This is a genomic window from Streptomyces sp. NPDC052301, assembly GCF_044593395.1.
In the GTDB taxonomy this organism is placed as follows: domain Bacteria; phylum Actinomycetota; class Actinomycetes; order Streptomycetales; family Streptomycetaceae; genus Streptomyces.
The window spans coordinates 672,515-696,959 of the sequence record NZ_JBIUBE010000001.1 but is presented as its reverse complement, the minus strand read 5'-3'; the positions used below and the strand labels follow the sequence as shown (position 1 = coordinate 696,959).

General features: G+C 73.6%; 24 protein-coding genes, 1 tRNA gene and 1 pseudogene. 17 read left to right on the top strand and 9 right to left on the bottom strand.

All coding sequences use genetic code 11. From position 1 onward, the window contains the following. The first annotated feature begins 59 nt into the window (after positions 1–59). The gene (locus tag ACIHEJ_RS02950; protein ID WP_400131809.1) at positions 60–845 is read left to right on the top strand and encodes an SGNH/GDSL hydrolase family protein; all 786 of its coding nucleotides are present in this window, start codon (positions 60–62) and stop codon (positions 843–845) included. A 269-nt stretch (positions 846–1,114) separates the two neighbouring features. Here the strand turns inward: ACIHEJ_RS02950 and ACIHEJ_RS02945 are convergent, their stop codons facing one another. Both ACIHEJ_RS02945 and ACIHEJ_RS02940 read right to left on the bottom strand, forming a co-directional pair. Continuing rightward, positions 1,115–1,729 (bottom strand): TetR/AcrR family transcriptional regulator, encoded by a 615-nt coding sequence (locus tag ACIHEJ_RS02945; protein WP_400131504.1) that lies wholly within the window; start codon positions 1,727–1,729, stop codon positions 1,115–1,117. 147 nt (positions 1,730–1,876) lie between these two features. Continuing rightward, positions 1,877–3,055, bottom strand: a complete 1,179-nt coding sequence (locus ACIHEJ_RS02940; protein WP_400131502.1) for a Glu/Leu/Phe/Val dehydrogenase dimerization domain-containing protein — start codon at positions 3,053–3,055, stop codon at positions 1,877–1,879. 241 nt (positions 3,056–3,296) lie between these two features. Here ACIHEJ_RS02940 and ACIHEJ_RS02935 point away from each other — a divergent pair, with 241 nt between their 5' ends. The 14 genes from ACIHEJ_RS02935 (at position 3,297) to ACIHEJ_RS02870 (ending at position 16,343) form a co-directional block, all read left to right on the top strand. Next, entirely contained in the window at positions 3,297–4,463 is a 1,167-nt protein-coding gene (locus tag ACIHEJ_RS02935) for an MBL fold metallo-hydrolase (RefSeq protein ID WP_400131500.1), read from the top strand. Positions 4,464–4,922: 459 nt separating this feature from the next. After that, a complete protein-coding gene (locus tag ACIHEJ_RS02930) occupies positions 4,923–7,307 on the top strand; it encodes an ATP-binding protein (protein WP_400131498.1) in 2,385 nt (794 codons plus the stop codon). Positions 7,308–7,394: 87 nt separating this feature from the next. Then, positions 7,395–7,829, top strand: coding sequence for a roadblock/LC7 domain-containing protein (locus tag ACIHEJ_RS02925; protein WP_400131496.1), 435 nt, complete (start codon positions 7,395–7,397; stop codon positions 7,827–7,829). Between the two features lie 2 nt (positions 7,830–7,831). Beyond that, positions 7,832–8,203, top strand: coding sequence for a DUF742 domain-containing protein (locus ACIHEJ_RS02920; protein WP_400131494.1), 372 nt, complete (start codon positions 7,832–7,834; stop codon positions 8,201–8,203). After that, complete coding sequence (locus ACIHEJ_RS02915; RefSeq protein WP_400131492.1) at positions 8,181–8,780, top strand: GTP-binding protein; 600 nt, start codon at positions 8,181–8,183, stop codon at positions 8,778–8,780. Before ACIHEJ_RS02920 ends, ACIHEJ_RS02915 begins: the two co-directional genes overlap by 23 nt. A 61-nt stretch (positions 8,781–8,841) precedes the next feature. Further along, positions 8,842–9,417: a GAF domain-containing protein gene (locus ACIHEJ_RS02910; RefSeq protein ID WP_400131490.1), complete on the top strand. Its 576-nt coding sequence runs from the start codon at positions 8,842–8,844 to the stop codon at positions 9,415–9,417. 163 nt (positions 9,418–9,580) lie between these two features. After that, positions 9,581–10,609 (top strand): L-threonine 3-dehydrogenase, encoded by a 1,029-nt coding sequence (gene tdh, locus ACIHEJ_RS02905; protein WP_400131488.1) that lies wholly within the window; start codon positions 9,581–9,583, stop codon positions 10,607–10,609. A gap of 43 nt (positions 10,610–10,652) precedes the next feature. After that, complete coding sequence (locus tag ACIHEJ_RS02900; protein WP_400131486.1) at positions 10,653–11,852, top strand: glycine C-acetyltransferase; 1,200 nt, start codon at positions 10,653–10,655, stop codon at positions 11,850–11,852. A 31-nt stretch (positions 11,853–11,883) separates the two neighbouring features. After that, complete coding sequence (locus tag ACIHEJ_RS02895) at positions 11,884–12,786, top strand: LysR family transcriptional regulator (protein WP_400131484.1); 903 nt, start codon at positions 11,884–11,886, stop codon at positions 12,784–12,786. A gap of 48 nt (positions 12,787–12,834) precedes the next feature. After that, a complete protein-coding gene (locus tag ACIHEJ_RS02890; RefSeq protein WP_400131807.1) occupies positions 12,835–13,389 on the top strand; it encodes a cobalamin-dependent protein in 555 nt (184 codons plus the stop codon). A 45-nt stretch (positions 13,390–13,434) separates the two neighbouring features. Beyond that, the gene (locus ACIHEJ_RS02885; RefSeq protein ID WP_400131482.1) at positions 13,435–14,019 is read left to right on the top strand and encodes a helix-turn-helix domain-containing protein; all 585 of its coding nucleotides are present in this window, start codon (positions 13,435–13,437) and stop codon (positions 14,017–14,019) included. 2 nt (positions 14,020–14,021) lie between these two features. Beyond that, positions 14,022–14,546, top strand: a complete 525-nt coding sequence (locus tag ACIHEJ_RS02880; protein WP_400131805.1) for a GNAT family N-acetyltransferase — start codon at positions 14,022–14,024, stop codon at positions 14,544–14,546. A gap of 30 nt (positions 14,547–14,576) precedes the next feature. Continuing rightward, positions 14,577–14,936: an MmcQ/YjbR family DNA-binding protein gene (locus ACIHEJ_RS02875; RefSeq protein WP_400131480.1), complete on the top strand. Its 360-nt coding sequence runs from the start codon at positions 14,577–14,579 to the stop codon at positions 14,934–14,936. Positions 14,937–15,032: 96 nt separating this feature from the next. Continuing rightward, a complete protein-coding gene (locus ACIHEJ_RS02870; protein WP_400131478.1) occupies positions 15,033–16,343 on the top strand; it encodes an MFS transporter in 1,311 nt (436 codons plus the stop codon). Positions 16,344–16,353: 10 nt separating this feature from the next. Here ACIHEJ_RS02870 and ACIHEJ_RS02865 read toward each other — a convergent pair whose 3' ends face one another. After that, entirely contained in the window at positions 16,354–17,274 is a 921-nt protein-coding gene (locus tag ACIHEJ_RS02865) for a transketolase family protein (protein ID WP_400131476.1), read from the bottom strand. A gap of 33 nt (positions 17,275–17,307) precedes the next feature. Next, positions 17,308–18,015: a transketolase gene (locus tag ACIHEJ_RS02860; RefSeq protein ID WP_400131474.1), complete on the bottom strand. Its 708-nt coding sequence runs from the start codon at positions 18,013–18,015 to the stop codon at positions 17,308–17,310. A gap of 127 nt (positions 18,016–18,142) precedes the next feature. Here ACIHEJ_RS02860 and ACIHEJ_RS02855 point away from each other — a divergent pair. Next, positions 18,143–18,216 (top strand) — tRNA-Pro (locus ACIHEJ_RS02855). A 70-nt stretch (positions 18,217–18,286) separates the two neighbouring features. Here the strand turns inward: ACIHEJ_RS02855 and ACIHEJ_RS02850 are convergent. The 5 genes and pseudogenes from ACIHEJ_RS02850 to ACIHEJ_RS02830 form a co-directional block, all read right to left on the bottom strand. Then, positions 18,287–19,084, bottom strand: coding sequence for a hypothetical protein (locus tag ACIHEJ_RS02850; protein WP_400131473.1), 798 nt, complete (start codon positions 19,082–19,084; stop codon positions 18,287–18,289). Between the two features lie 183 nt (positions 19,085–19,267). Continuing rightward, positions 19,268–19,796: pseudogene (locus ACIHEJ_RS02845) on the bottom strand (NUDIX hydrolase family protein). Positions 19,797–19,812: 16 nt separating this feature from the next. Beyond that, positions 19,813–20,988, bottom strand: a complete 1,176-nt coding sequence (locus tag ACIHEJ_RS02840) for an amidohydrolase family protein (protein ID WP_400131471.1) — start codon at positions 20,986–20,988, stop codon at positions 19,813–19,815. Positions 20,989–20,990: 2 nt separating this feature from the next. Continuing rightward, complete coding sequence (locus ACIHEJ_RS02835) at positions 20,991–22,394, bottom strand: glutamine synthetase (protein WP_400131469.1); 1,404 nt, start codon at positions 22,392–22,394, stop codon at positions 20,991–20,993. A 103-nt stretch (positions 22,395–22,497) separates the two neighbouring features. Then, the gene (locus tag ACIHEJ_RS02830) at positions 22,498–23,310 is read right to left on the bottom strand and encodes an SAM-dependent methyltransferase (RefSeq protein ID WP_400131467.1); all 813 of its coding nucleotides are present in this window, start codon (positions 23,308–23,310) and stop codon (positions 22,498–22,500) included. 162 nt (positions 23,311–23,472) lie between these two features. On the opposite strand from ACIHEJ_RS02830, the gene ACIHEJ_RS02825 reads away from it, so the two are divergent. Next, positions 23,473–24,327 carry a Cof-type HAD-IIB family hydrolase gene (locus ACIHEJ_RS02825; RefSeq protein WP_400131803.1) on the top strand — a complete coding sequence of 285 codons (855 nt, stop codon included), beginning with the start codon at positions 23,473–23,475 and terminating at the stop codon, positions 24,325–24,327. Positions 24,328–24,445 lie beyond the last annotated feature (118 nt).

Sequence of the window (24,445 nt, the reverse complement as noted above, 5' to 3'; positions counted from 1 at the left end):
CAGGCGAAGGTGAATCATGGTCCGACGTGGCAGACGATTCGAAGAATGACAACAGATCAGTGATCGGGTCGTACGTGGCGGTGGGGGACAGCTTCACCGAGGGCGTCGGCGACCCCGGCCCCGACGGGGCGTTCGTGGGCTGGGCCGACCGCTTCGCGGTACTGCTGGCCGACCGACGCCCCGAGGGCGACTTCCAGTACACCAACCTCGCCGTGCGGGGGAAGCTCCTGGATCAGATCGTGGCCGACCAGCTCCCGACGGCCGTCGAACTCGCCCCGGACCTGGTCTCCTTCTGCGCGGGCGGCAACGACATCATCCGGCCCGGCACCGACCCGGACGAGGTGGCCGAGCGCTTCGAGCGGGCCGTGGCCCGGCTGGCCGAGACCGCGGGCAGGGTGCTGGTGACCACCGGCTTCGACACCCGTGGCGTCCCCGTGCTCAAGCATCTGCGCGGCAAGATCGCGACGTACAACGGGCACGTCCGCGCCATCGCCGACCGGTACGGATGCCCGGTGCTCGACCTGTGGTCCCTGAAGTCCGTGCAGGACCGCAGGGCCTGGGACGGCGACCGGCTCCACCTCTCTCCCGAGGGGCACACGCGCGTGGCGCTGCGCGCCGGACAGGCCCTCGGCCTCGACGTCCCGGCGGATCCGGAGCAGCCGTGGCCGCCGCTGCCGCCGCGCGGCACCCTGGAGGTCCGCCGCGACGACGTGCAGTGGGCCCGCGAGTACCTGGTGCCGTGGATCGGCCGCCGACTGCGCGGCGAGTCCTCCGGGGACCACGTCACGGCGAAGGGCACCCTGTCGCCGGACGACATCAAGATGCGCATCGCCTCGGTGGCCTGACCCTGCCGGTGTGCCCCGTACCGCGCGCGGTGTGCGGTACGGGGCACACCGGCAGGGTCTTTCCTTCGCATCGGGCCGGCTCTGTCCGACGGTGCTTCACGGCCGACCCGAGCGGGGGTCCGGTGCGTGCAGCTGCAAGGCGCAGGAGGGAGTCGACGCGACGGGGCGCCGCGCGAGCGAAACCGAGCGTGGGGGAGCCGGCGCGTGACGGCAACGCCGCAGATGTGCGTGCCAGACCCCGCGCCCCCGGCAAGATCCGCAGGAGGGCCCTAGCGCTCGGCCAACGTGGCCCGGTCCAGGCCCAGTTCACGGGCGAGGGCGTCGTCGACCCACTCCTGGGCCCGTGACCGCGGCACCGCACCCGGGTACGACGTCAGCTGCACGGCCAGCCCGTCCAGCAGCGCGGTCAGCCGCAGGGCGGCGCCGGCCGGGTCGGCGCACGTGAACTCGCCCGCCGCCACCCCTTCGGCGACGACCTCGGCGAGCGCCGCCTTCCACTGTGCGTCCAGTTCCCGGGTGACGTCCCGCAGGGCGGGCTCGCGCAACGCCACGGCCCAGCCCTCGATCCACAGCCGCCACCCCTTGGCCTGGCCGGTCGGCGCGTACCAGCGCACCGCCGCCCGCAGCCGGCGCAGTGCCGACGTCCGCCGGCCGAGCAGCTTGCGCAGATGCGCGAGGTCGTCCTCGGCCGCGTAGGCGAACGCGGCGGCGACCAGCTTCTCCTTCGTCGAGAAGTGGTACAGGACCAGCGCGTTGCTCACGCCCAGCGCGGCGGCCACGTCGGCGATCCTGACCGCCGCCACACCCCGCGCCTCGATCTGCTCGATGGCGGCTCGCAGCAGCTCCTCCTGCCGCTCCGCCACGCTCAACCGCACTCTCGCCACGCGGTCACCCTACACAGCCCCCCGGAGCGGCGCCGACGAGCTGCCGGCGCCCCGCTGCGGCCGGGGCGACGGGACCGCACTGCTGACTGCTCGTTCAGTCAGTTCCCCCGGCGGTCCACTCGCGGTCCGCCGCCGGGTCAGCGCCGGTCACCGGTACCAGCCGAAGCGCTCCGCGATCACCGGCAGCCGGTCGGTCACCAGGGCGTGGGCGGCCGCGCGCGGGGTCGTCCCGTCGGTGTCCGCCCGGTCGAGCACCAGACCGACCAGGGCCCGCATGGAGCGGCGGATGTGCGCGAACGCCTCGTCGGCGTCCGCCCCGATGTCACCGAAGAGGGTCCACCACCACCAGGCGTTCGTCCCGGAGTTGACCACCACGTCGGGCAGCACCGTCACCCCGCGCGCGGCCAGCAGCTCCTCCGCCTGCGGCAGGACGGGCATGTTGGCGGCCTCGACGATCCAGCGGGCGCGGATCCGTTCCGCGTCCGCGCCGTCGATCGCGTACGACACGGCGGCCGGCACCAGGACCTCCGCTTCGGCGGACAGCCAGGCCGCGCCGGGCAGTTCGCGGTCGCCGGGGCGCAGCGCGCGGCGGTCGACGGTGCCGTACGCGTCCCGTGCGGCGAGCAGTGCCTCGACGTCCAGGCCCGCCGGGTTGGCGACGGTCCCCTTGACGTCGGCGACGGCCACCACCGTCAGCCCCGCCCGCGCGAGGAACCGTGCGGTGGCCCCGCCCATGGTGCCGAGCCCCTGCACGGCGACCCGGGTGCCCCGGTGCGGCACCGCCGCCCGGTCCAGGGCGGTGAGCACCGCCTCGGCGACCCCGCAGCCGCCGGCCAGCTCGTCCAGGCCGATGCCGTCGACCTGGACCGCGAAGGCGTCCGTGAGCCGTCCGCGGGCCGCCGCCTCGTCGTCCAGCAGGGGGTACACCGCCTGCACGGAGGAGACCAGTCCCGCCTCGGCCGCAGCCCGGTCCAGCAGGTCCTGGCCGAGGCCGAGATCCTCACCGGTCGTCCAGCAGCTCTCGATGTACGGCCGCATGGCGCGCAGATACCGCACCAGCAGCCCGTACGCCTGCGGGTCCTGCGGGTCGCAGTCGATGCCGCCCTTGGCGCCGCCGAGCGGGACGTAGCGGCCCTCGGGGTTGTAGTGCAGGGCCTCCTTCATCGTCATGCCGCGGGCGAGCCCCGCCACCTCCTCCAGGGTGCAGCCGGGCCGCATCCGCAGCCCGCCGCTGGCCACCCCGCGCACCAGCCGGTCCACGACCAGGAAACCCCGGCGGCCGGTGAGGTGGTCGGTCCAGACGAGCGACATCAGGGGGGCGGTCATGGGGTCTCCTCGGGGGACGGTGATCGGGACGGGGCCGCCGCCTCCCCAGGGGCTGAGAGGTGCCTGCCGGAGGACGCCGCAACGGTCTTTTACTGAATGACGAGTCAGTATCGGGACCGTGCGGCGGCCTGTCGACGTGCCGGGCGGATCTTCAGGAGTGCCGCCGGAGGAGGGTGTGACCCCGGGTTGCCGGAGGGGCCGACCATAATGGAGGGCCTCAGCCACTCCACCGGGAGGTCCCGTGACCGGTCTGCGTTCCTCGAGCTCCGGACTCCGCGTGCTGCGGCCTGCGGCCTTCGGCGCGGACCCGGGCGGTGAGCGCCTGGCACGCATCCGTCGCTCCCCCCATTTCAAGGACGGCGTCTTCCAGAATCCCGGCGGCAGCGCGCGCACCCGGCCCTCCGGTTCCGCACTGGACTTCGCCAAGGTCTTCTTCGACAAGGACACCCGGCCGCTGCGCGCCCCCGAGGGCACCGTCCCGGTGCACCCCACGACCTACGCCGACCTGGCCAAGCCGCCCGCCACGGGACTGCGGCTGACCTGGATGGGCCACTCCAGCGTGCTCGCGGAGATCGACGGCCGGCGGGTCCTGTTCGACCCCGTCTGGGGCGAGCGCTGCTCCCCGTTCCCCTTCGTCGGCCCCAAGCGGCTGCACCCGGTGCCGCTGCCGCTGACCGCGCTCGGCCCGGTCGACGTGGTGGTCATCTCGCACGACCACTACGACCACCTGGACCTGCCCACGATCAAGGCGCTGGCCGGCACCGACACCCTGTTCGCCGTGCCGCTGGGCGTCGGTGCCCACCTCGAGCAGTGGGGTGTCTCCCCGGCCCGACTGCGCGAACTGGACTGGCACGAGTCCACCGAGGTCGGCGGCCTCACCCTCACCGCCACCCCGGCCCGCCACTTCTGCGGCCGCGGTCTGCGCAACACCCAGCACACCCTCTGGGCGTCCTGGGTGGTGGCCGGCGAGGAGCACCGGATCTATCACAGCGGCGACACCGGCTACTTCGACGGCTTCAAGGACATCGGCGCGGCCCACGGCCCGTTCGACGCCACGATGATCCAGATCGGGGCGTACAGCGAGTTCTGGCCCGACATCCACATGACCCCCGAGGAGGGACTGCGGGCCCACCTCGACCTGCAGGGCGGAGCGCCGCACGGCGCGCTGCTGCCGATCCACTGGGGCACCTTCAACCTCGCCCCGCATCCGTGGGCCGAGCCGGGGGAGTGGACCAAGGAGGCGGCCGAGCAGGCCGGCCAGGCCGTCGCCCTGCCCCGGCCCGGCGAGCCCTTCGAACCGGCGGGCAAGCTCCCGGCGGAGGCGTGGTGGCGCGGCGCGTCCGGCAGCGACCGCCGGACCTGGCGCTCGGTCGGCGCGTTCGTGGCCGAGCCGCCCGCGCGCGCCTGACGCGCCCTCGCCCGGCACCGGGCGAGTCAAGGCCAAGACCGATACGCTCCGTGACGGAAGCGGGCGTGCCGACGCGGGGCGCCTCCGGCGCTCCGGTGGCCGGGTGAGCGGACAATCGGCCGAAAACGGATGGATGCCGAGCGGCGGACCGATCGTGGTCCGCCGCTCGTCGTCTTTCACTAGCGACCGTTTTTGACCAGGTTGCTTCGGTCATTTTCGGGCCGGTCGAGGCCGTCCGGCCCGGTCATCGTTCTTTCGTACGAGGCTTCATACCAGAGCGGGACGCTCCTCGGGTGACTTTGTCAACTGCCCACCGCACATGATGCGCAGGCGACTACTGTGAGTGTCCGTCGGTGAGCACGGCCGGACCGCCGGTCGCGCCGGCCGACACCGAGATCACGCACGCCACCCGCGCACCGCGTGACGCATCAGGCCCGACGGACCCGTACGAGGACGCAGATGTCTCACCTCCGAGCACCGGCCGGCCGCGCCGACCGCCGGGAGGGCGGCCGGCACGGGCGACCGGTCGCCCGACCCGCTCCCGCACTGCCCGAAACGCACATACGGCCCCAGCTCATGCGGCTCGCCGTGCTGCCGCCGCTCGCGGTCGCGCTCAGCGCCACCGCCGCCGTCCTGTTCAGCATCCGCTCCACCGGCGCACGCACTGGCCCCGTCCTGTGGGCCGTACTCGCCGGAGCGGTCACCGTGGCCGTCGCCGGGATCCTCATCGCCGCCGTGGCCGCCGACCGTGCCGCCCGCTCGGTCACCGAGCGCGTCGACGCACTCCGGCGCACCGCCGCGCGCGGCGAGGCCGACCTGCACGCCCTGGTCGACGCGCTGCGCCAGGGGGAGACCCCGCCGCAGCGCTCACCACGCCGCCGGCCGCCCGAGGACGCCGACGACTTCGAACTCCTCGCCGCCGACCTGGCCCGCGCGCACGACGGCGCCGTCACCGCCGTCGTCCGCGCGGCCCAGCTCTCCAGCCAGGCCGGCAGCGAGCAGAAGCTCGAGGTCTTCGTCAACCTCGCGCGCCGGCTCCAGTCCCTCGTGCACCGGGAGATCGCCACTCTCGACGAGCTGGAGAACGAGATCGAGGACCCCGACCTGCTCAAGGGCCTCTTCCACGTGGACCACCTGGCCACCCGCATCCGGCGGCACGCCGAGAACCTCGCCGTGCTCGGCGGCGCGGTCTCCCGGCGCCAGTGGAGCAACCCGGTGAACATGACCGAGGTGCTGCGCTCGGCCATCGCCGAGGTCGAGCAGTACTCCCGGGTCAAACTCGTGCCGCCGATCGACGGCGAACTGCGCGGGCACGCCGTCGCCGACGTCATCCACCTGCTCGCCGAACTCATCGAGAACGCCACGGTGTTCTCCGCCCCCCACACCCAGGTGCTGCTCCGCGCCAACCTCGTCACCTCCGGGCTCGCCGTGGAGGTCGAGGACCGCGGACTCGGCATGCCCGTCGGCGAGCAGAACAAGATGAACGCCCTGCTCGCCGACCCCGACCAGGTCAACGTCGCGAGCCTGCTGGCCGACGGCCGCATCGGCCTCTACGTCGTCTCCCAGCTCGCCCGCCGGCACGGCATCACCGTGCGGCTGCAGAGCAACATCTACGGCGGTGTGCAGGCCGTACTCGTCGTACCCCAGGCCCTGTTGGGCTCGGCGCCGGGCGTGCCCGGGGCGGCTGCGGGGGCCGCCCTGCCACAGCAGCCACCGGCGCCGGCGGCCATCGGGGTGCCCCGGCAGGCGCAGGCGCCGGGGCCCGTCCAGGCACCCGGAAAACGGCCGGGGGCCGGCAACTCCGCCCAGTCCGGGACCGGTGCCGAGAGCGGGGGCGGGACCGGGCCCGGTGCCCCGGCCGTACCCGACGCAGGGCCGGCGCCGGCCGCCGGGAGGCGACGGCACGCACAGCGCGGGTCCGGGGAGCGGGGACGCGGCGCACGAGAGGGCACCGAACGGGAGTCCGCCCGGCGTGCGTCGGATCGGTCCGGCGCCGGGCAGCGCGGCTTCGGGCAGCCGGGATCCGGCGACACGGAACGTGAGGACGCCCCGGCCCCGCTCCCCGTGCGGGGCGCCGGTGAGGTGCGGCCCACCCCGGCCGAGGCCGTGCCCGGGATCAACGCCGCCGACCGGCAGGCGATCGAGGCGCACGCGGGCGTCCTGCCCACCCCGCGCACCGGCGCCGTGCGCGGCACCATGGGCAAGCCCCAACTGCCCCGCCGCCGTGCCCAGGAGCATCTCGTGCCCCAGCTCCGCGGCGGCCCCGCGCCCCGCCAGGAGGCCGACACCGTCGCCGACCACGACCCGGGCCTGATGGCGGCCTTCCAGCGCGGGATCGGACTCGCCGAGGCCCAGCAGTGCGCGGAGCCGACGGAGGCGGAAGCGCGGGGCGGGCGACCGGCGTTCGTGACGCCGGCGTACGGGGAGCCACAGCCCAGGGGTGCCATCGACTCCGCGCATATGGGCTCCGCGCACACGGGCTCCGCGCGCGGGGACTCCGCGCACACGGAGGCTCCCCCCATGGGCCCTGCGCACAGGGACGCTCACCACATGGCCCCGGACCACACAGCCTCGCCCCACACGGGTCCGGACCACAGGGCCGCACCGCACACCGCCGCGGACCACACGGCCGCAGACTCCATGGCGCCGCACCACATGGCCGCGCAGCACATGTCCCCGGACCACATGGCCCCGAACCACATGGCGCCGCACCCCGACGGCCAACCCCCCACAGGCGCGGCCCCCATGGACCCCAGCCCCATACCCGGGGCACGCACCCACGCGCCCGTCTCCGACGGCACCCGTGGCACCGGCCGGGCAGACGGGAGCGCCCCGGACGGCTGACCGCCTCACGGCCGTCACCCCATCCACGCAGCACAGCCCCCCAAGGGCTCCCGAAGACCTTCGTACCCCCCAAGGAGTCGATCCCCCATGGCGAGCGATGCGCCGAGCGCCCATGCTTCCGACCTCGACTGGCTGCTGAGCGGCCTCGTTCAGCGCGTACCGCACACCTCCAGCGCGGTGCTCCTGTCCTGCGACGGACTGGTGAAGTCCGTGCACGGCCTCGACGCCGACAGCGCCGACCACATGGCGGCCCTGGCCTCCGGCCTGTACTCCCTCGGCCGCAGCGCGGGCGTCCGGTTCGGCGACGGCGGGGAGGTCCGGCAGGTCGTCGTCGAACTCGACTCGACGCTGCTGTTCGTCACCACCGCCGGTTCCGGCACCTGCCTCGCGGTGCTCGCCGGCCGTGAGGCCGACGCCGCCGTACTGGGCTACGAGATGGCGATGCTCGTCAAGAGCGTCCGCCCCTACCTCGTGACCGCACCCCGGCAGCACGCCGTCGAACCCACGGCGACGAGGCCTTGAGCGTGACCGCAGCCGGCGACGGGCCCTGGCTGGACGACGCGGCCGGACGGCTGGTGCGCCCGTTCACGGTCAGCAACGGGCGCACCGAACCCAGCGTCGCCCTCGACCTGATGTCGCAGGTCATGGCCACCGGGGTCACCCCGCTCGGCTACCTCGGCCCCGAGCACGCCCAGGCCCTCGAGCTGTGCCGCGGGCCCGTCTCGGTCGCCGAGGTCGCCGCCCAGCTGAAACTGCCCGCGGTGGTCACCAAGGTGCTGCTCTCGGACCTCGTCGACTGCGGGGCGCTGACCACCAAGCCACCCGCGTTCCACCACACTCCTACTGACCGGTCTCTGCTGGAGGCAGTGCTCGATGGACTACGACGACAGCTCTGACCCGTTCCCCACCGCGCTCAAGATCCTGGTGGCGGGCGGCTTCGGGGTCGGCAAGACGACCTTCGTGGGCGCGGTCAGCGAGATCGCGCCGCTCAGCACGGAGGAGCTGCTCACCACGGTCAGCGCCGCCACGGACAATCTCGACGGCATCGAGAACAAGGTCGAGACGACGGTCGCCATGGACTTCGGCCGGATCACCCTCGACCCGGAGCATGTGCTGTACCTGTTCGGCACGCCGGGGCAGGAGCGGTTCTGGTTCATGTGGGACGAGCTTTCCGAGGGCGCGCTCGGCGCGGTGATCCTCGCCGACACCCGCCGGCTGCAGGACTGCTTCGCCGCCGTCGACTTCTTCGAGGAGCGCGGGCTCGCCTTCATCATCGCCGTCAACGAGTTCGACGGCGGCCACCGCTACGACCCCGAGGAGGTGCGGGCCGCCATCGACCTCGACCCGGAGGTCCCGGTCGTCCGCTGCGACGCCCGGATCTCCAGCTCCGGCGTCCAGACCCTGCTCACTCTCGTCCGCCACCTCCTCGCCCACATCCCGGCGCCGGCGCCCAGCCACGGCGCCCACATGTGATTCCGCCCTACCGCCCACGGAGCCCCTATATGAGGTACGCCCACAGCGACGGAGCCCGGCCATGAGCTACGAGCCTCCCCGCCCGGTCCGGGGGCTGCTGCTCACCCCCGAGGACAAGGAGGCCCCCGCGCGGGTCCACCGGCTGCGCCGGCTCGGCCTGGCGGACCGTCCCGAACCCGCGCTCGACGCCTTCGCCGGCCATCTCGCCCGGCTCACCGGCGTGCCCTACGCCATGGTCAACTTCGTCGGCGAGGACCACCAGTTCTTCGCCGGGCTCAGCGCCCCCGCCATCGCCCCGTTCGTCCGGGAGGACGGCACCGCGGCCGTGCTCGGCCGGATGCTGCCGCGCGACCACGGTTTCTGCCCCCATGTGGTGGTCCGCCGCAAGGCGCTGGTCCTGGAGGACGTCCGCGACTACCCCCGGTTCGCCGGCAACCCGGTCGTCGACGAGTACGGCATCCACTCCTATCTGGGCGCCCCGCTCATCGACAGCTCGGGCATGGCGCTCGGCACCGTGTGCGCCGCCGACACGGCGCCCCGCGCCTGGGGAAAGGCGGGCCTGGACACCATCAAGGCACTCGCCGCCGAGCTCGTCGTACGCCTCGAACGGAGCGCGCAGGACGGCCTCCCGCTGTGACACGCGGGGGTGTGAAGGAAAGCTGTGGCGGCGGTTAAGAAAAGCTCGATGGACCGCGGTGCCGCGCATACGGCAGATTGCAGGGTGATTCCACCCCTCTGACCCGGCACGGGCTCTTTCGGCACGCCCGCGGTCCGGGACCTCACCCACAGGAGCCGCACGCGTGAAGGCACTGGTCAAGGAGAAGGCGGAGCCCGGGCTCTGGCTCACGGACGTCCCGGAACCCGCCATCGGTCCCGGCGATGTGCTGATCAAGGTGATGCGGACCGGTATCTGCGGCACCGACCTGCACATCCGGGCCTGGGACGGCTGGGCCCAGCAGGCCATCCGCACGCCGCTCGTGGTCGGCCACGAGTTCGTCGGGCAGGTCGTCGAGGTCGGCCGCGACGTGACCGACATCCGCATCGGCGACCGGGTCAGCGGCGAGGGCCACCTGGTGTGCGGCAAGTGCCGCAACTGCCTGGCCGGCCGCCGCCACCTGTGCCGCGCCACCGTCGGCCTCGGTGTCGGCCGCGACGGCGCCTTCGCCGAGTACGTGGCCCTGCCCGCGACCAACGTCTGGGTGCACCGGATCCCCGTCGACCTCGACGTCGCCGCGATCTTCGACCCGTTCGGCAACGCCGTGCACACCGCGCTCTCCTTCCCGCTGGTCGGCGAGGACGTGCTGATCACCGGCGCCGGACCGATCGGCCTGATGGCCGCCGCCGTGGCCCGGCACGCGGGCGCCCGCAACGTCGTCGTCACCGACGTCAGCGAGGAGCGCCTGCAGCTGGCCCGCAAGATCGGTGTGAGCCTCGCGCTGAACGTCGCCGAGTCCACGATCGCCGACGGACAGCGGGAACTGGGCCTGCGCGAGGGCTTCGACATCGGCCTGGAGATGTCCGGCCGCCCCGAGGCCATGCGGGACATGATCGCCAACATGACGCACGGCGGCCGGATCGCCATGCTCGGCCTGCCGGCGCAGGAGTTCCCCGTCGACTGGGCCCGGATCGTCACCTCCATGATCACCATCAAGGGCATCTACGGCCGTGAGATGTTCGAGACCTGGTACGCGATGTCGGTGCTGCTGGAGGGCGGCCTGGACCTCGCCCCCGTGATCACCGGCCGGTACGGCTACCGCGACTTCGAGGCGGCCTTCGCCGACGCCGCGAGCGGCACGGGCGGCAAGGTCATCCTCGACTGGACCGCGTAAGCGACGTACATCCCAAGCCGCGCAAGCACTTTCAGGAGCCCCCATGTTCGACACCGTCCGCGACGACCTCCGCGCCACCCTCGACGAGATCCGCGCCGCCGGCCTGCACAAGCCCGAACGGGTCATCGGCACCCCGCAGTCCGCGACCGTCGCCGTCACCGCCGGAGGCCGTCCCGGCGAGGTCCTCAACTTCTGCGCCAACAACTACCTCGGCCTTGCCGACCACCCCGAGGTGATCGCCGCCGCGCACGCCGCGCTCGACCGCTGGGGCTACGGCATGGCCTCCGTCCGCTTCATCTGCGGCACCCAGGAGGTGCACAAGGAGCTGGAGGCCCGGCTGTCGGCGTTCCTCGGCCAGGAGGACACGATCCTGTACTCCTCCTGCTTCGACGCCAACGGCGGTGTCTTCGAGACGCTGCTCGGCGAGGAGGACGCGGTGATCTCCGACGCCCTCAACCACGCCTCCATCATCGACGGCATCCGGCTGTCGAAGGCCCGCCGCTTCCGCTACGCCAACCGCGACCTCGCGGACCTGGAGGCCAGGCTGAAGGAGGCGACCGAGGGCGGCGCCCGGCGCAAGCTGATCGTCACCGACGGCGTCTTCTCCATGGACGGCTACGTGGCCCCGCTCGCCGAGATCTGCGACCTCGCCGACCGCCACGACGCGATGGTCATGGTCGACGACTCGCACGCCGTCGGCTTCGTCGGCCCGACCGGCCGCGGCACCCCCGAGCTGCACGGCGTCATGGACCGCGTGGACATCATCACCGGCACCCTCGGCAAGGCACTCGGCGGCGCCTCCGGCGGCTATGTCGCCGCCCGCGCCGAGATCGTCGCCCTGCTGCGCCAGCGTTCGCGGCCGTACCTGTTCTCCAACACCCTCGCCCCGGTGATCGCCGCCGCCTCCCTGAAGGTCCTCGACCTGCTGGAGTCCGCCGACGACCTGCGCGTCCGTCTCGCCGAGAACACGGCCCTCTTCCGGCGCCGCATGACCGAGGAGGGCTTCGACATCCTCCCCGGCGACCACGCCATCGCGCCCGTCATGATCGGCGACGCGTCGAAGGCCGGCCGCATGGCCGAGCTGCTGCTGGAGCGCGGGGTCTATGTGATCGGCTTCTCCTACCCGGTCGTCCCGCAGGGCCAGGCCCGCATCCGGGTCCAGCTGTCCGCCGCGCACTCCACCGCGGACGTCGACCGCGCGGTCGACGCCTTCGTCGCCGCCCGTGCCGAGCTGGAGGCCTGAGCAGGGCGGGTGCCCTGGGATAATTGACCGCATGATCGAGGCACGGCGGCTCCACATCCTCCGTGCGGTGGCCGACCACCGCACGGTCACCGCGGCAGCCGCCGCGCTCTACCTCACCCCTTCGGCCGTCTCCCAGCAGCTGACGGCCCTGGAGCAGGAGACCGGCCACCGGCTGGTCGAGCGCGGCGCCAAGGGCGTACGGCTCACCCCGGCCGGCGAGATCCTGCTCAGCCACACCAACGCCGTCCTCGCCCAGCTGGAGCGGGCCGAGGCCGAGCTGGCCGCCTACGGCTCGGGCGAGGCGGGCACGGTCACCGTGGCCGCCTTCGCGACCGGGATCGCGCAGGTGGTGGCCCCCGCCGTGGCCCGGCTCGCCCACCGCGCGCCCGGCATCCGGATCCGCGTCCAGGACGCCGAGGGCGACGCCAGCCTGCCCATGGTCCTGGACCGGCAGGTCGACGTGGCGGTCGCCGTGGAGTACCGGGGGGCGCCGCCCGCGGACGACCCCCGGCTCACCCACGTCCCTCTGTACGCGGAGCCGTTCGACGCGGTCGTCCCCGTGGGCCACCGCCTCGCCGACGCCCCCGAGGTCCCCCTCGCCGAACTGGCCAAGGACCCCTGGATCGGCCCGTACCCCGGCAACCCCTGCCACGACGTGGTCGTCCTCGCCTGTGAGAGCGCCGGCTTCCAGCCCCGGCTGGAACACTCCTCCGACGACTTCCGCGCCGTCGTCGCCCTCGCCTCGGCCGACGCGGGCGTGGCCCTCGTACCGCGCTCCGCCCTGAACGGCATGGACCTCACCGGCGTCGTCGTACGCCCCGTCGACGGCGTCGCCCCGACCCGTCGGGTCTTCGCCGCCGTACGCCGGGGAGCCGAGGAGCACCCCCTGATCCGGCCCGTGCTGGACGCCCTGGAGGATTCGGCCAAGGCGTAGGGAACCGGCCATCGATCGCCCGCAGTCCGGGAGGACATGCGTGTGACGATGATCCTTCCGGCCCTGACCGAGGCGACCGGCCCGCTGTTCAGGCCCATCACGTACTCGCTGTTCCCGCCGCTGGGCCTGGCCACCCTGGCCGGCTACCTCGATCCGGACGACGAGGTCACGCTGTACGACGAACACGTGGAGCGCATCGGTCCGGCCGCCCTGGACACCCCCGACCTGCTGGTGGTGCAGCCGTACATCACCTCGGCCCGCCGCAGCCACGAGACAGCCGACCACTTCCGTGCCCGGAGCGTCCATGTCGCCATGGGCGGTCTGCACGTCACCTCGTCGCCCGAGGAGGCGGCGGCCCACGCCGACACCGTCTTCACCGGGCCAGGCGAGGACACCTGGCCGCTGTTCCTGAAGGACTTCCGCGACGGAGTACCCGCCCGCCGCTACGACTCCACCCGGCACACCCTCGCCGGACTGCCCCCGGTGCGCCGTGACCTGATCAAGCGGGACCTCTCCAGCCCGGCGGGCCCGGCGAAGGCGATGGCCTCGTGGTTGCTTCTCTCGTCGAGGCGCACGCTGGCGGCGTTCGGGGGACGGGAATGACGAGGGCCGTGCATCACGTCTCACATATGGGATAGTATCCCGAATGTGAAACGAGATGATCTCGCCTCCGTCCCGGACCCCGTGGACGCCAGGCTCGGTGCGCGGCTGGCCGAGCTGCGCTCACAACACGGCTGGTCGCTGGGCGAGTTGGCGGAGCGCAGCGGAATCAGCCGGTCGACCCTGTCCCGCGCCGAGCGTGCGGAGACCAGTCCCACGGCCGCCCTGCTGAACCGGCTCTGCCATGTCTACGGGCGCACCATGTCCCAGCTGCTCAGCGAGGTGGAGGCGGCACCCGCGCCGCTGGTCCGGGCCGCTGACCAGCCGGTCTGGGAGGACCGGGGTTCGGGCTTCCTGAGGCGGTCGGTGTCCCCGCCGCACGCCGGGCTCCGCGGCGAACTGGTCGAGGGACGGCTCGCGCCGGGCGCCGACATCGCCTACGACCGCCCGCCCGTGGCCGGCCTGGAACAGCATCTGTGGGTGCTCGACGGTGCCCTGGAGGTGACCGACGGGGAGCAGGCCCACCACCTGGACCAGGGGGACTGCCTGCGGATGCGCGTCTTCGGCCCGACCCGCTTCCGGTGCGCCGGCCCCGTCCAGACGCGGTACGTGCTGGCGGTGGTGCGACCGTGAGGGTGGAACGCTGGACCGGCGGTCACGTGCGCGAGCGGGCGGAGGAGTTGGCGGACCTGCTGGCCGACACCGTGGCCGGTGGTGCCTCGGTCGGCTTCCTCGCCCCGCTCGCCCGCGAGGAGGCCGCCGCCTGGTGGCGGGAGCGGGCGGAGGCGACGGCGGCGGGCCGGCTCGCCGTGTGGGCGGCGCTCGACGCCACCGGCCGACCGGTCGGCACCGTGAGCCTGGCCCACGCCGACAAGCCGAACAGCCGCCACCGCGCGGAACTGGTGAAGCTGATGGTGCACCGCTGCGCGCGCGGGCAGGGACTCGGCCGCCTCCTCCTCGCCACCGCCGAGGACGCCGCCGCTGCCGCCGGCATCACCCTGCTCCACCTCGACACCGAGACCGGCAGCCCCGCCGAGCGGCTGTACCGCTCGTCCGGCTGGACGGCGGCCGGCACCATCCCCGACTACGCGGCCGCCCCGGCCGGGGAACTGCGGCCGACGACCCTGTACTACAAGCGGCTGAAGCCGCCGGCCGGGTGACTGTCAGTGGCAGGGGCTACGGTGCGTGGCATGCCGGATGCCGAAGACGTACGCCGTATCGCCCTGTCCCTGCCGGACACCACGGAGAAGGTCGCCTGGAGCATGCCCACGTTCCGGGTGGCCGGGAAGATGTTCGCGACCCTGCCCGAGGAGGAGACGTCCATCGCCGTGCGCTGCCCCAAGGAGGAGCGCGACGAACTGGTGGCGGCCGAGCCGGAGAAGTTCTGGATCGCCTCCCACGAGGCCCAGTTCGCCTGGGTGAGGGCGAGACTCGCCGCGCTGGAGGACGAGGACGAGCTGCGGGACATCCTCGCCGACTCCTGGCGCCAGGCGGCCCCGCCCCGACTGCTGGAGGCCCACCCGGAGTTGGGGCTGCCGCCCGGGCGGTGAAAATTCGCGGTGGGCGCGGGCGGGGCGTGGCATGATCCCGCGCGGCGGAAGCGGTGAGGGGACACCGCCGGGTCGGCTGGGAGGGGATCACCCGCGATGACCGGAACGGATGCACGGCACGACAGCGTCACCCGGGGACTGAAGGCGGCCGGTCCCGGCGCACCGGCCGTCTGGTCGCGCGACTTCGCCCTGTTCTTCGCGGCCCGGGCGGTCGCCCGGCTCGGCGACACCATGCTGCCCGTGGCCCTCGCCGCCGGCCTGCTGGAGCACGGATACGGCGTGGGCGCGGTCGGCCTGGCCATGGCCTCCACGGCCGCCGCCTTCGCCGGACTCGTGGTCTTCGGCGGGGTCGTCGCCGACCGGTTCAGCACCCGTCGGCTGATGATCGGCGCCGACCTCGTCCGGCTCGGCACCCAGTCCCTCGCCGCCGTCCTCTTCTTCACCGGGCACGTGGTGCTCTGGCAGATCTGCGTCATCGGTCTCGTCAACGGCATGGCGGGAGCCGTCTTCCAGCCGGGCGTGGCGAGCACGGTGCCCCGGCTGGCCACCGACATCCAGGGGGCCAACGGCGCGATACGCATCGCCGAGTCCGCCGCCCAGCTCGCCGGTCCGGCCGTCGCCGGCCTCCTGGTCGGCTTCGCCTCCCCGGGCGGTGTGTTCGCCGCGCACGCCGCCACCTACGCGACCAGCGCCCTGTGCCTGGTGCTGCTCCGGCTGCCGCCGCTGCCCCGGGGCAGCCGCGCCGCCGTCGGGGGCGGGACGCGCGCCTTCCGGGCCGATCTGGTCGAGGGCTGGCGGGAGTTCCGGGCGCGCACCTGGCTCTGGGGCGTGATCGCCGTCTGGTGCCTGTACATGATCGCCGTATGGGGTCCGAGCGTCCCGCTCGTGGCGACCGAGGTCGTCCGGCACCACGGCCCGCGCGCCTACGGCCTGGTCAACTCGGCCCTCGGTGCGGGCACGGTCGTCGGCGGCCTGCTCGCCCTGCGGCTGCGGCCCCGCCACATGCTGCGGGCCGGTGCGGTCGCCCTGTTCGCCTTCTTCGGCTTCCCGGCGGCGGTCGGCGCGGGCCTCGGGGTGCCGGCCATGGCGGCCGGGGCCGCCCTGGCCGGCGCGGGGATGTCGTTCTGGGGCGTGATGTGGGCGACCAGCGTGCAGACCCAGGTCCCGGCCGACGTCCTCAACCGCATCCACGCCTACGACGTGGCGGGTTCCCTCGCCATGATGCCGGTGGGCCAGGCCCTCGCGGGCCCCGCAGCCGGGGCGTTCGGCGCCGGCCACGTCCTGCTGATCTCCGCCGTGACCAGCCTGGCGGTGGCCGCGGCCCTGCTCGCGGTCCCGGGGATACGCAACCTGGTCAGAGCGGACACGAACGCGCGAGCGCAGCGCAGGGAGGGGAGCAGGATGTGAGCCGGGGGGCTCAGCCGCCGGCCCGTACCCGGTCCGCCCCCAGGAAGCCGGTGATGCGCTGCCGCAGGCCCGGGGCGTCGAGCCCGTGCGCGGCCGCGTGTTCCTCCACCGTGCCGTAGCGGCGCAGTTCGCGGCGGCCGACGCCGAGGCCCAGCACCCGGTGCGGCACGTCGGACAGCGCCTCGCTCACCGCGGCCGTCGACGTGCCCGCGAGGTACGGCTCGACCAGGACGACGTCCGTCCCGGCGGCCTCGGTGGCCCGGCGCAGCGCCGCCGCGTCGAAGGGCCGTACGGTCGTCGCGTAGAGCACGGTCACGTCCAGGCCCTCCGTGGCGGCCAGCACCGCGTCCAGCATCGGGCCGACGGCGACGACCACACCGCAGCGACCCTCGCGGACGGTCGGGACGTGCGTGCCGTCGACGATCCGCCCCCGCCGGTTGGACTGCACGGACAGGCGCACGTACACCTTGTCGTCGCCGGCGGCGACCGCGTGGTGCAGCAGGGTCTCGGCCTCGTCCGGGTGGCCGGGCACGTGCACGGTCCAGCCGTCCAGGGTGTCGAGCAGGGACACGTCGCCCGGGGCCATGTGGGTGTGGCCGCCGGCCGGCCAGTCGAAGGAGGCGGCCGCGCTCACCAGCACCGCCCCGGCGTCCTGGTGCCCCAGATCCAGCTTGATCTGCTCGAACGGCCGCTCCACCAGAAAGCTCGCGAAGGTGTGCACGACCGGCCGCAGCCCGGTGAGCGCCAGCCCCGCCGCCGCCCCGACCAGCAACTGCTCGCGGATGCCGACGTTGACGACCCGGTCGGGATGCCGGCGGGCGGCCTCGGCGAAGCCGTCCTTGCCGATCTCGGCGAGGACGACCGCGACCCGCGGATCCTCGTCCAGCAGCCGGGAGACGACGGGGGCGAAACGGTCACGCATGGTGTCCATGAGGGTGTGCCCTTTCCGGGAGGGAACGAAGTGTCAGGCGGTCTTCGGCTCGACCCGGGCCACGACCACGTGCGGCCGCCCCGGATGAGGCGTGGTGAACGCGTCGTACAGGGCCCGGTGATCGCGCCCGTCGACGGTCACCGCGGACCAGCCCGCGGCCTCGAACCGCGCCGCGATCCCACCGGGCCGGGTGTGGCTCGCGGAGGAGTTGTCGATCACCACGGTGTGCAGCCGTTCCAGCCCGGCGGGCCCGGCGAAGGCGATGGCCTCGTGGTTGCTTCCCTCGTCCAGCTCGGCGTCCCCGATCAGCACCCAGACCGCCGGATCGTGCAGCCCCTGCGCCCGCAGGCCCAGCGCGGTGCCCACGGCGATCGGCAGCCCGTGCCCGAGCGACCCGCTGCCGATCTCGGCGCCCGGCACCAGCACCCGGTCCGGGTGGTGGCCGAGCGGGGAGTCGTACGAGCCGAAGCCCGGCAGCCACTCCACCGGCAGGAACCCCCGCGCGGCCAGCACCGCGTAGTACGCCATCGGTCCGTGCCCCTTGCTCAGCAGGAACCGGTCCCGGGCCGGATCGTCCGTCCGCTCCGGCGTGATGCGCAGCACCCGGTCGTACAGCACCCACAGCACGTCGAGCGTGGACGTGGCCGCGGGTCCGTGCTTCTCGTCGCCCGTCATCGTGCCCATCAGCCGGGGCAGGTCGTCGTAGCCGTGGGTGCGGCCGTCGTCCGCTGTGATCGTCATGCGGGCGATCGTGCAACCTCAACCGAACTCGAGGTCAACCGGCGAAAGGCGTGCGCGATCACCGAGGCGAGTGCGGTATTGTTTCCCTGCGCGTTTCGACCGGGGAAACCCCAGGTCAAACGGGCACCGGGACGTGGCGCAGCTTGGTAGCGCACTTGACTGGGGGTCAAGGGGTCGCAGGTTCAAATCCTGTCGTCCCGACTTGCGAAGCACGCAGGTCAGAGGCCGGTTCGGAATCCTCCGAACCGGCCTTTTCCGTCATGGGACAGGCTCAGAGCGCCGGTGCGGTGTCCCGGCGGGACAGCGCCAGGTACGCCACGAACCCGATGATCGCCACCGTCCAGGACAGGGTCACCGGACCCAGCCCCCAGCCCAGGCCGCCCCGGGTGCCCGCCACGGCCATCCAGTCGGCGAGGGACGCACCGAGCGGGCGGGTGAGGACGTAGGCCGTCCAGAACGCCGTCACCGCGCCCAGCAGACGGGTGCGGTGGGCCAGGGCCGGGACGCAGATCGCCACCGCGAACAGCGCGACCGAGCCCAGGTAGCCGAGACCGATCGTCGCCGTCAGGTCGCCCGCCGCCGTGCCCAGGGCGAAGGTGGCGAGCACGGCCGCCCAGTAGAAGCACTCCCGGCGGCGGGTGCGGACGGAAGTGATGGACAGGGTGCGCTCGCTCGCGTACCAGAGGGCGAACACGGCGGCCAGGGCGATGAGGAACAGGGGCGTGGAGAGGGTGTAGGGCACGCCCAGGCCCACGTGCAGGACGTCCGCGGCCATCGTGCCGAACACGCTGACCATGACGATCGCCGTCCAGTAGATCCAGGCCACATAGCGGCGGACGGCGAACTGGAGCACGAGCGAGGCCGCGAAGGCGAGACCGCCGAGGGCGACCGCCGGGACCGGGCCCAGCAGGCGGGCCAGGAAGTCGGAGGCGGTCTCGCCCATGCCGGTGGTGAGGACCTTGACGATCCAGAAGTAGACGGTCACCTCCGGCACCTTGTTCGCGCTCTCGCGTATGCGTGCGCGTACGGGGCCGCTCGGCCGGTGGTCGAGGACGTGCTCTGTGCTCATGCGCCGCACCCTGGCACGGCCAACTGTGCTGCTCCCAGCCCCCTTTGCCATTGTTTTGGGGCTTCTGGTGCAGGTGTTGCCCGAGGCCGTCACCAGCCTGAACGCAACCTGAAAGCCGCAGCGGACCATCTGGCCGGCGGCCCGGCCGACCTGGTAGACAGGCGGGTCGGCCGGCTGCCGGGGTCAGAGGGCCAGACCCACGTGCGCGAGCGCCTGCTTCAGCAGCATCCCGTGCCCGCCGGGCATCTCGCTCTGCACGGCCACGGAGGCGGCCTCCTGCGGGCTGAACCAGACGAGGTCCAGCGCGTCCTGCCGGGGCCGGCAGTCACCGGGTCACCGGCACGACGTAGGCGAGGGACACCGCGTGCTGGCGCGGGTCGTGGTACGGGGTGATGCCCGCCGTCGGGAAGTACTCCGCGACCGTGAACGGCTGCAGGGAGGCCGGGACCCGGGGCAGCGCGACCGGGCCGAGGTCCTTCTCCAGATGGCGCAGCAGGGCGTCCCGGACCCGCTCGTGGTGCAGGACGCGGCCGGACACCAGGGTCCGGCTGACCGTTCCGTCCGGGCCGATGCGCAGCAGCAGTCCGATGCTCGTGACTTCACCGCTGTCGTCCACGCGCACCGGCACGGCCTCGACGTACAGGATCGGCATGCGGGCCCGGGCCATCTCCAGCTCGTCCGTGGTCAGCCATCCGGGCGTGGTTTCGGTCATGTCAGACATTGCTTGATCATACTTTCCGGGTGGGGCGCCCGCTGGGGTCGCGGGCCGGTTCGGACACGGGTGGGCCGTAGAGGCGGCGGGCGTTGTCGCGGCCGGTCCAGGCCGCGATCCGCAGGGCGTCGGGCAGACTCAACTCGTCGGCGTCGACCCGGGCTTGCAGCAGCTCGGCGAGTCCGTGCCGGAAGCACAGCGCGCCGAGGTGGTGGAACTCGGCCACACCATAGGCGTCGGAGCTGTACAGCAGCTTCCGGAACGGGGTGATCTCCAGGGCCTCCTCCAGCACCGCCCGGCAGCGGGCCGGGCCGGTGTGGTGCAGGGCCAGACCGACGTCCAGGTACACCTGCTCGAACACCGCGGCCAGATAGGCGGCCTGCCGCTGGTACGGCCAGCAGTGCAGCAGCAGCACCGGGATCGTGCCGGCGGTCAGGTGCAGCCAGTCGGTGAGCAGCGCCGGGTCGGCGCGGTGCAGGGTCACGTCCGCGTCGCCGAAGCCGGTGTGCAGCTGCAGGGGCAGGCCCAGGTCGACGGCGGTCCACAGCAGGTGCCGGACCAGGACCGGGTCGGTCAGCCGGCCGCCGTCCGCGAACCAGCGCCGCGCGGCCCGGGTCACCTCCGCGCCGGCCGGGCGGGCCGGGTCCAGGGCGAAGCCGGTGCGGTAGGCGGCCACCGACTTCACCGCCACCACGCCCGGCCGGCGCACGGCCTCCTCGGCGGCCTGCCGGACCGCGCCCGCGTACGCGTCCGCCTCCACGCCCCGCGCGGCCACCGCCTCGGCGAGCTGCTCCAGTCGTACGACCTCGCAGGCGTAGGCGCCGGCGGCCGCCGCCAGTTCGCCGGGCGTGGTGAGCGGGTGCGGGGTGTAGCCGGTGTCCACGCAGAACACCGCGGCTCCCGCGGCCGTCAGGAAGCGGCGGTTGACCTCCCGCCAGCCGAGCTCCGCGCGCCGGGCCGTGTAATCGGCGGGCGGCGCGTGCCGTGGCAGGTCCAGCAGGGGTGCGCAGTGGCGGCGTACGGCCACTCCGGCGGGGGTGTCGAAGGGTGACACGCCGGGCCAGGCCTCGCCCTCGGTGAGGAGCGAGGCGAACTCCTCGTGGGCGAGGTCGGCGGTCACGGCGCCGTGGCAGTGGTGGTCCACCAGTGGCAGCGCGGCGAGGGCCTCGTGGACCGGGCCGGGTGCGGTCATGGTCAGTACGTCCAGCGGTAGGCCGCCGCCACCCGGTCGTCGTCGAGCCCGTCGACGGCCGCGGCCTCGCCGAGCCGCACGGCGGTCACCGCGTCGGCGAGGACCGGGCCCAGCGCGGCCCGCAGCACCCGGTCCGCGCGGAACTCCTCGACGGCCCCCGGCAGCGACACCGGAAGCCGCCGTACGCCGAGGGCCGCCGCCTCGTCCGGACCGTAGCGGGCCGGGTCGCCGGTGATCTCCTCCGGCAGGGACCGGCCCGCCGTCATGCCGTCGAGGCCGGCGGCGATGACACAGCCGAGGGCCAGGTACGGGTTCGCGGCCAGGTCGACCGGTTTCACCTCCAGGTTGGCGTCCTGCTCCCGGCGCCCCGCCGTACCCGTGATCACCCGCAGCGCGGCCTCGCGGGTCTCGCGGCCCCACGTGGTGAACGCCCCGGCCCACCGGGAGGGCCTCAGCCGCAGATAGCTGGCCGGGCTCGGCGCGGTGACCGCCGTCAGCGCGGGCATCCGGGCCAGCACCCCGGCCGCGAAGGACTCCGCCTCGGGCGTCATGCCGTACCGGCGCTCCCCGCCCGCGTGCAGGTTCACCCCGTCGCGCCAGCAGGACAGGTGGAGGTGTCCGCCGTTGCCGACGCCGTCGGCGGACACCGCGGGCGCGAACGACACCCGCAGGCCGTGCCGCGCGGCGACCGCCCGGATCGTCTGCCGGACGAGCACGCTACGGTCGGCCGCCGCCACCGGGTCCAGCGCGCCCACCGAGACCTCGAACTGCCCGGCCGCGTACTCGGGGTGCAGCTGGTCCACGTCCACGTCCTGCGCGGCCAGCGCGGCCAGCAGGTCGGCGGCGCAGTCGCTCAGCTCGACCTGACGGATCGCGCCGTACGCGGGTCCGCGGACGGCCGGCACGAACTCCCCGGCCGGTGCCGAGCCGAGCCCGAACGCCCACTCGACCTCGATCGCCGCCTTGAACGTCAGGCCGTGCCGCGCGGCGGCGTCCGTGACGATCCGGCGCAGGACGGTCCGGGCGCAGCCGGGGTGCCGCTCGCCCTCCTGGGTGATCCGGTCCACCGGCGCCCACGCCCAGCCCGGCTGTCCGGCCAGCACGACCAGCTGGTCCAGGTCGGGGTAGAGCCTCAGGTCGCCGTCCGGGGAGCCGAGGACGTCGGTGGTGACGATCGTGTCGTGGGCGAGGAAGGTGTCGAACACCGGGGACATCCCCACCCCCCAGGACACGGCCGCCTCCAGCCGTGCCGTCGGGATCGTCTTCACCCGGCCGACGCCCGCGGTGTCCACGTACGCCAGTACGATCCCGCGCACGCCCTGCGCGGCCAGGCCGGCGGTGAGCGGGGCGACCCGGCGCAGATCACCGGGGCGCCCGCCGGGCACGGGGTCGGCCAGAGTGGTCATACGTCCTCCTCCTCCTCGAACTCCCGGGTTTCGAACTCCTCGAACTCCCGGGCTGCTCGAACTCCTCGGGCTCCTCGGGCTCGGTCCGCCGGCCGGGCCGGGGTCAGGGCTTCACGGCCACCGCGCCGTACTGCGGCACCACGGCGGCGGACGCCGGCTCCGGGCGCCACCGCGAGCAGGGCACGAGACCCGGCTCGACCGGCTGCAGGCCCTCGAGGAACGCGGCGACGTCGGCGCGGCTGCGGGCGGTGATCGGCGGGGTGGCGTGGGCGTTCCAGAACTCCATCGCGGCGACGTTGCCCTCGCCGCCCACGTCGGCGTCGAAGGTCGGATGGGTCAGGACGAGGTGGCTGCCCGACGGCACCGCCGCCATCAGCCGCCGTACGATGTCCCGGGCCTCGTCCGTGTCCAGGACGAAGTTCAGGATGCCCAGCATCATCACCGCGACCGGCCGCTGGAGATCCAGCGTCTCGGCGGCGCGCTCCACGATCGTGTCCGGGTCGCGCACGTCGGCGTCGACGTAGTCCGTGACGCCCTCGGGGGAGCTGGTGAGCAGCGACCGGGCGTGTACGAGCACGATCGGGTCGTTGTCGACGTACACGATCCGCGACTCGGGGGCCATCCGCTGGGCGATCTCGTGCGTGTTGTCCACCGTCGGCAGGCCGGTGCCCACGTCCAGGAACTGCCGGATCCCGCGCTCCGCGGTCAGACACCGCACCGCCCGCGCCAGGAACTCGCGGTCCGCGCGGGCCACCGCCCGGATCACCGGGAACATCCCGGCGATGTGGTCGCCGACCCGCTGGTCGACCTCGTAGTTGTCCTTGCCGCCGATCCAGTAGTTCCACACCCGGGCGTTGTGCGCCACGGAGGTGTTCAGCCTCGCCGGTCCGGCCGTGGGGGAGGAGCCTTCGGTCACGTCGCCGCCCTTCTCACGTGCGGGTGTCCGCCGTCATTGTGCCGCCCGGTGATCGCGCTGTCCCGGGAACCGTGCACCGTGGGCGGTTCGGGGCGGCTTCGGGACGTTCCGGCGCATGAGGAACACTGGGTGCCGTACCCCGCCCCCGGCCGGAAGCAGGACATGCCCGCCACGCCCGTGCCCCTCCTCCACGTCCCCGGCCTGCCCGCGGGCCCCGCCGACATCCGGCTCGTCGTCACCGACATGGACGGCACCCTGCTGGACGACGCCAAGCGGATCCCCGCCGGGCTGGGGCCGATGCTCGCCGAACTGCGCCGGCGCGGGGTGCTGTTCAGCCCGGCGAGCGGCCGCCAGTACGCCACGCTGGCCCGGCAGTTCGCGGACGTCGCCGAGGGCATGGTGTTCATCGCGGAGAACGGCACCTACGTGGTCCGTGACGGGGTGGAGCTCAGCTCCGACCCGATGGACCGCGCGGTCGCGGCCGGGGTCGCCCGGACGGTACGGCGGCTGGTCGCGGACGGGGTCGACGTCGGCGCGGTGGTGTGCGGCAAACGGGCGGCGTACGTCGAGCGGAGCGACGAGGCGTTCCTGGCCGAGGTGCGCAGGTACTACGTCGAGCACCGGGTCGTCGAGGACGTCACCGCCGTCGACGACGACGTGATCAAGGTGGCCCTGTTCGACTTCGGGCCCGTCGAGCGCTCCACCGCCCCGGCGCTCGCGGAGTTCGCCGGGACGCACCAGGTGGTCGTCTCCGGCGCGCACTGGGTGGACGTCATGAACCGCACCGCGAACAAGGGCACCGCGCTGCGCGGCCTGCAGCGCGCGCTCGGCGTCACGCCCGCGCAGACCATGGTCTTCGGCGACTACCTCAACGACCTGGAGATGCTCGACGCCGCCGACTGGTCCTTCGCCATGGCCAATGCCCACCCGGAGGTCGTCCGCCGGGCCCGGCACCTCGCCCCGTCCAACAACGACGACGGCGTGCTGCGGACCATCTCCCGCGTCCTCGGCCTGTAGCGGCGGCCCGGCGCGAAAAGGAGTGGTCCGGCTACGGGGGACCGCGATAGCGTCGCCGCACTTCGACGATCACGCTCCCCGCACCACAGCCGCAGAACGGGAGCGAGCCCGCGCACGG